Annotated in this window: 6 protein-coding genes and 1 pseudogene; 6 read left to right on the top strand and 1 reads right to left on the bottom strand. The window is 53.4% G+C overall.

Features of this window, described 5'->3' with window-relative positions; translation table 11 throughout:
• Nucleotides 1-37 precede the first annotated feature (37 nt).
• The 6 genes and pseudogenes from J7J55_06555 to J7J55_06580 all read left to right on the top strand — a co-directional run bounded on the left by J7J55_06555 (nt 38) and on the right by J7J55_06580 (nt 4020).
• Nucleotides 38-322, top strand: a complete 285-nt coding sequence (locus J7J55_06555) for a transposase (GenBank protein MCD6142361.1) — start codon at nt 38-40, stop codon at nt 320-322.
• A 59-nt stretch (nt 323-381) separates the two neighbouring features.
• Nucleotides 382-1242 (top strand): annotated as a pseudogene (locus J7J55_06560) (IS3 family transposase).
• A gap of 125 nt (nt 1243-1367) precedes the next feature.
• On the top strand, nt 1368-1880 hold the full coding sequence (locus tag J7J55_06565) for a hypothetical protein (GenBank protein ID MCD6142362.1): 513 nt from the start codon (nt 1368-1370) through the stop codon (nt 1878-1880).
• A 215-nt stretch (nt 1881-2095) separates the two neighbouring features.
• The gene (locus J7J55_06570; GenBank protein MCD6142363.1) at nt 2096-2764 is read left to right on the top strand and encodes a hypothetical protein; all 669 of its coding nucleotides are present in this window, start codon (nt 2096-2098) and stop codon (nt 2762-2764) included.
• Nucleotides 2765-2779: 15 nt separating this feature from the next.
• Nucleotides 2780-3418 carry a cyclodeaminase/cyclohydrolase family protein gene (locus J7J55_06575; GenBank protein MCD6142364.1) on the top strand — a complete coding sequence of 213 codons (639 nt, stop codon included), beginning with the start codon at nt 2780-2782 and terminating at the stop codon, nt 3416-3418.
• A gap of 341 nt (nt 3419-3759) precedes the next feature.
• A complete protein-coding gene (locus J7J55_06580) occupies nt 3760-4020 on the top strand; it encodes a type II toxin-antitoxin system RelE/ParE family toxin (GenBank protein MCD6142365.1) in 261 nt (86 codons plus the stop codon).
• A 446-nt stretch (nt 4021-4466) separates the two neighbouring features.
• Here J7J55_06580 and J7J55_06585 read toward each other — a convergent pair whose 3' ends face one another.
• Nucleotides 4467-5432 (bottom strand): hypothetical protein, encoded by a 966-nt coding sequence (locus J7J55_06585; GenBank protein ID MCD6142366.1) that lies wholly within the window; start codon nt 5430-5432, stop codon nt 4467-4469.
• Nucleotides 5433-5658: the final 226 nt, after the last annotated feature.

Raw genomic sequence — 5658 nt, forward strand, 5'->3', positions numbered from 1 at the left:
GTCTGGTAAGATCATCTCGTAAAGCGAGGTGATCGATGTGGGAAAGGCGAAGAAGAACTACTCACCGCGCTTTCAGTTCCAAGTCGTACTGGAAGCGCTGAAAGGAGATCGTAAAGAGGTGGAGATTGCGCGGGCGTATGGTATTCATCCTACGACCATCTCCAATTGGAAGCGAGAGTTCTTGGAGAAAGGGCCAGAGCTGTTCGGAAAGGACAAGACAATCGCCCAGTACGAAAAGAGAATAAAAGAGCTAGAGCAGCTTTTGGGAAGGAAGGAGGTGGAGATAGCTCTGTTGCGAAATTTTGTGGAGGGCAGCTCGTGACGGAGGACAAGGTGAAACTGGTAGAGGAACACAAAGATGAATACGGGCTCAACACCTGTCTTGCCGCCATCGGGCTGCCGAAGAGTACGTGGTACTACTGGAAAGGCAAGAAAGTATCTTCCAAAGAGAAGTACGCCCATCTCCAGGTCCCCATTCTGGAGGTAGTAGAGGAGAATCCATCTTACGGATACAGGAGGATCAAGAAAGAGTTGAATGAACGTGGCTACACGGTGGGAGAGCATGTGATCCGCAAGCTTGTTAACTACTGGGACCTGGGGCTCAAACGAGCGGTTGTCAAGCCGAAACAGTCCAAACCACGCCAGTATCTACAAAAAGCGCACGGGCTGAACCTGGTGAAGGAGATCCACGACCCCGAGCCGTTTCAGGTATGGTACACCGACTTTACCGAAATCAGATACGCCAACGGAGAAAAGAAAGCATATCTCATGCCGATCATCGATCACAAGACAAAGCTCGTAGCAGGATGGGAGGTAAGTGATCGCAAGGACACTGCTCTAGCGCTTAATGCCCTGGAGGCAGCGCGGGAGAACCTAGAGAGGATAGGGCTCAGCATGGAAGGCCGGTTCATCCATCATGATCAAGATGCGGTGTACACGGGATACAGATGGTTGCAGGTGGTGCTGATCCGGGAACGGATGCGGATCTCATTCTCAGAAAACGGGGCGAAGGGGAACACCTTCATGGAATCGTTCAACGGTCGGTTTAAAGGGGAGAACAAAGATCTATTTACCAATGCGAGGAACATCTGGGAGCTAAGGAGGGTGATCAACGAGCGGATGGAGTACTACAACGAAACGAGGAGGCACTCAGCGTTGGGATACATGTCGCCGTTAAGTTACATCAACCATGAGATGATTCTGCCGGAACCAGCGGTTGTCTTAGCGCAAAATGGTCGGTAAACTGGTGCAAGATTCCTGCCGCATATCCGTTTGTCGAACTTCCACTCCCTAAAGGAATCTCCCTTGCCGCGATCAGCCGCGAGATCACTCCACAGAAGGATATCGACTGCATCAACCCAGCAAGCTTGGGGCACCTGGTCAGTGGAGGGGCCGCGTCCGCTACTTATAGCGAACTGAAAGAGCGCCCCGATGTTCTACTCCCGGCCACTCCACAAGCGGTCATGGAATTGCTCATTGCCTCAGGGGTGGATCTCGCCGGCAAGGAAAGCGTCGTCGTCGGCGCCGGAGCAGTGGGCTTGCCGTTAGCATTGCTGCTATTGCGAGAGGGTTATGCCAACGTCACCCTATGCGAGTACAAGGGTAAAGACCTGCATGAAATCGTGAGCAGAGCCGACGTCGTGTGTGTCTCTGTAGGGAGGCCGAACTTCATCACTGCAGATATGGTCAAGGAGGGCGCGGTCGTAATCGATGTTGGGATCAATGTGGGGAAAGATGGAATAACCGGTGATGTCGACTATGCTGGTGTAGAGAAAAAGGCCAGCTTGATCACCCCCGTTCCCGGTGGAGTAGGCCCGATGACGACTACGATGATCATGGCTAACACAGTAAAGGCCGCTTCGAACCTCACGAGAAAGTAGCAAGTGAGTAGCTGAAAACACGAATTAGACCGGGTAGTAGGTGGAGACTCCAAGGTCGAGTGTATCGCCCCGCAAAGAAGGTGACGGGGGATGAGAAAGCGGGCGAGAGGAAAGACTTGTCCCACTCACGTAAGCGCAGAACGCAGAGAAGAACCTTCTATCATTTGTAGTCGGGACTTCGTTACCTAATTTAAAACGACGAGGAACTACAAAACATGGCTGAAGGGACATTGATTGAGGTAGAAGGAGCCGTTGCGCTGTCCCCGGAGCGCGTCTTCCGTTACCTCGAGTACGGTGGTTCTTCCCCGTCTGCCCCTGTTTTAAGGAAGTTGGAGGAGCTTGTTCCCAAGGCGCTTACCTTGGCGCAACCAAGGGCATTATGTCGAATCCGCTCAATAGATGAGGTAGTAGACCTTCGCAAAGATGACCTCCCCGCCCCGATTCAAGGTGCCTCCTTCCTTACCTTTGGCCTTGTCACCGTCGGCCCCGCCGTCGAACAGGAAGTGGAGAGGCTGCGTAAAACAGGAAGACTGCTCGACGCGATGATTCTCGATGCGCTCGGCTCGGCCGCCGTGTCCGAGCTCTGCGAGCGGGTGGCATATCGAGTATTCGACTGGGCAAAAAAGAACGGATTGAATGCGAGCCGGGTGTTCGAACCTGGGTCGGGGGCCAGCCGCTGGCCGCTTGAGAACCAGCGCCTGATATTCGCCAACGTACGGGCAGATGAGATTGGCGTTAGTCTTACCTCACACCTGTTGATGCGTCCCCGCAAAACGGTATCGTTTCTAATAGGAGCCGGTACGGAAATAGAGCAGGCATCTACTCCCTTCTCGTGTCAGGGATGCCGACGCACGGATTGTCCGTACCGCTACAACGCAAAGTAGTACAAGGAGGAAAGGATGCAACACAATTATGGCGAAACGACGATCGATCGCTTCTTAACCGAACTCTCTTCGGATGCACCGACCCCCGGAGGAGGGAGCGTCGCCGCCCTCTCCGGAGCAATGGCGGCATCGCTGGTGTCGATGGTCTGCAACCTGACCATCGGAAAGGAAAAGTTCGCTGAATACGAACAGGAGATCAAGGACATTCTGGAAGAGGCGCTCAAGTTACGTGAAAGGCTCCTAAGTGCGGTTGAGGAGGATATCCAAGCCTATAACTCACTTGTTACCTGCTACCGCCTTCCAAAAGCGACGCCGCAGGAAAAAGAAGAGCGCAGGAAGAGGATCCAGGCAGCTCTTAAGAATGCCACTGATGTTCCTTACAGGACCGCGGAGGCGTGCTACCGAGTGCTCGAACTGAACCGCAGGCTACCCCAAATTGGCAATCCCAACGCTGTAAGTGACGTCGCTGTCTCCGCCCATCTTGCCGAGGCTGCTGTACAATCGGCCCTGTATAACGTTGATATCAATTGCAATTACATTAAGGATGACACTTACGTGCAAAATTATCAAAAGAGGCGGGTGGCGTTATCCCAACAGGCAGAAACCACTAAAGAAACCGTGCTCGCGGCTGTACAAGCGGTATTGCATGCTTAAGGTGCTTGTGGAATAGGAGAGGTTAGAGTCCACATACGTGGTGTAGTTGTCCGCCACTGCGGGCGGGGTCGAAATGGACGACCATCGCTGCCATCTTTAATCAACGGCGGTTGTCCCGCTGTGCGACCGGTTTTCGTCGCCACCAAATCAGATTGCTGTAACGAGCTCGCCGGAGGCAGGTATGCAGCCCTGACGCTTCTACGGGCGCTCGATCTCCGAGCTCGTCAACGAAGCCGTTCGGCAGGCGTTGCGAGAGGATAGCGAAGATCTAGCGGCGTTCGATGAGCGGACAGCCGAACCGGTGATCACATACGAGGAGCTGCTCGAAGACTTAAGGGCACATGGCAAGATATAGGCTCCTGTTCAAGGAGTCCGTTGCGAAAGACTTTCGTCCTATTTCCCAAAAATACGTTCGACAAATTCTGAACACGATCGAAGCTCTCACCGATGACCCTCGTCCCATCGGGTGTGAGAAACTCACCGATCAAGAACGATATCGCATCCGCTGCGGTTCTTATCGCATCATTTATGAAGTCCAGGATGATGCTCACGTTGTTCCGGTGGTAAAAGTTGCTCACCGCCGGGATGCGTACCGCGATTGATCACCGAGCGACAGCAACTCTCCTAGAGATTCGCCGCAGGCGAATCAGTTCGGGGGTTGTCCAGATTACATGAACTCTGTGACGGATGACGTCGGGGACAAGCCCCGACTCTACGAAAAATCGCGATTTTCGTCCCACCGCACCTTGTATGTAAAGTTATCTTCATTTCTTGTATGATAGGGTTTTAATCGGGGGATCAGAAATCAGGTTCTACAAGCTCTTTCACCCTGGCCTGCTCCCTAAATCTGTACCGCTGGTAAGCAGAGATCCTACTTGATCATGAGCTATCCGTCACTGTACAAAATTCAATGGTAAAGCTCATGTGTGTACTTGTTTTGAATAAAGGATCTGTTAACCTTGTTGAGGGTAGAGCGTGAGAAAAAAAGAAGAGCCCAGCCTAACAACCTAAGCTGGGCCCCTATCCTAGCGTGCTGAACGATCGTCGGTTACTTCCCCTTACCCGACTTTCCCTTCTTGCCAGAGCCTCCGTGCCTATGATCCGATCCGTGGGAGGCTCCTTCGTTCTCTTCTTCATCCGTAGTGGCGGGAGACAAGGCCTCTATCTCTTCCGTTTCCTTATCGTCGGAAGACTGGATGCCCCACGCCGCCCCATCGTCCGTCGATTGCTTCTTGTCCATTGCAGGAGGAACAACAACTTCCATCCCCCCTCCATTGGCGCTGGGGGGCTGTTGGTCCCATTCCGGTTTGTGTTCAGATTGCTTCTTGTCTGCAGGTTCGGGGAGGGAGATTTCCACCGCCCCTCTCTTATCGTCGCCGGGAGTCTGGTTTAACGCCGGTTCTGCCGCTGCCCGGCCCTTGGCCTCTCCCATCGGCGGTATTCCATCTTCGGTTTCGGTGCCAAAGTCCTGCTTGATGGCCTCTATCACCTCTTCCAGGCTTTCCCCCGGCATGGCTCTGTCGAGATGCTGCAACGCCTTGTCGAGTACGTCTTCCGCCGGGGTCCATGCGGTCACCATCTCCGCGAGCTGAGTGACCAGATCGGTCAACTCTTTCGGGGTGTAACCGGCCGCTCGTCCATAGGCGAGAAGCTCGTGAAGCTTCGCTCCGTACGCTCCCTGATCAAGCATCTCTGTCACGCCAAGGGCGAGCTGCAGGGCCTCGTCCATTCCGGATCGATTCCACGCCAGGACCTCCCCGAGGAGGTCCGGATCCAGCCTGATGAACCCGTGCTGCTGGAGCCGCTTTTGCAGCTCTTCCTGGAGGCGTTTCTTCGCCTGTTCACAGAAGACCCGGGAGCCGGTCTGCAGCTGTTCCGCTTTTGCGCAGGCCTGGTTCAGCGCGAGGAAGAGCTGGTCCTGCGTTGTGACCTCAACGGGTGTAGCCCAAAGGCTCACCCCCAAAGCGAGGATCGTTCCCAAAACTATGATTGCACCCAACATCCATTTCGGCATGATCTACCTCCTTTCCTTTCTTGGCTCAACGAGGAATCATTGCGCTCGATACATCCGTAACAATTATATTTTATCACAGAGAAGAGAGTACGTCAAGTTGAGTGGGACAAACGGGACAGGGTTTGCGATCTGACACTAGCTTTACCCACATTTCTTCTTCTTATTCAAGATAGGTAAATTACATTATACAACTTTTGTCGAGGAATCCGAAATCAAGTCCTACAAG

The organism is Candidatus Bipolaricaulota bacterium (assembly GCA_021159055.1).
GTDB lineage: Bacteria > Bipolaricaulota > Bipolaricaulia > UBA7950 > UBA9294 > S016-54.

Bases quoted from the DNA above. Each gene is read 5' to 3' on its own strand.
- J7J55_06570 (MCD6142363.1), top strand. From the start codon at position 2,096: ATGGCTGAAGGGACATTGATTGAGGTAGAAGGAGCCGTTGCGCTGTCC.
- J7J55_06575 (MCD6142364.1), top strand. From the start codon at position 2,780: ATGCAACACAATTATGGCGAAACGACGATCGATCGCTTCTTAACCGAA.
- J7J55_06580 (MCD6142365.1), top strand. From the start codon at position 3,760: ATGGCAAGATATAGGCTCCTGTTCAAGGAGTCCGTTGCGAAAGACTTT.
- J7J55_06585 (MCD6142366.1), bottom strand. From the start codon at position 5,432: ATGCCGAAATGGATGTTGGGTGCAATCATAGTTTTGGGAACGATCCTC.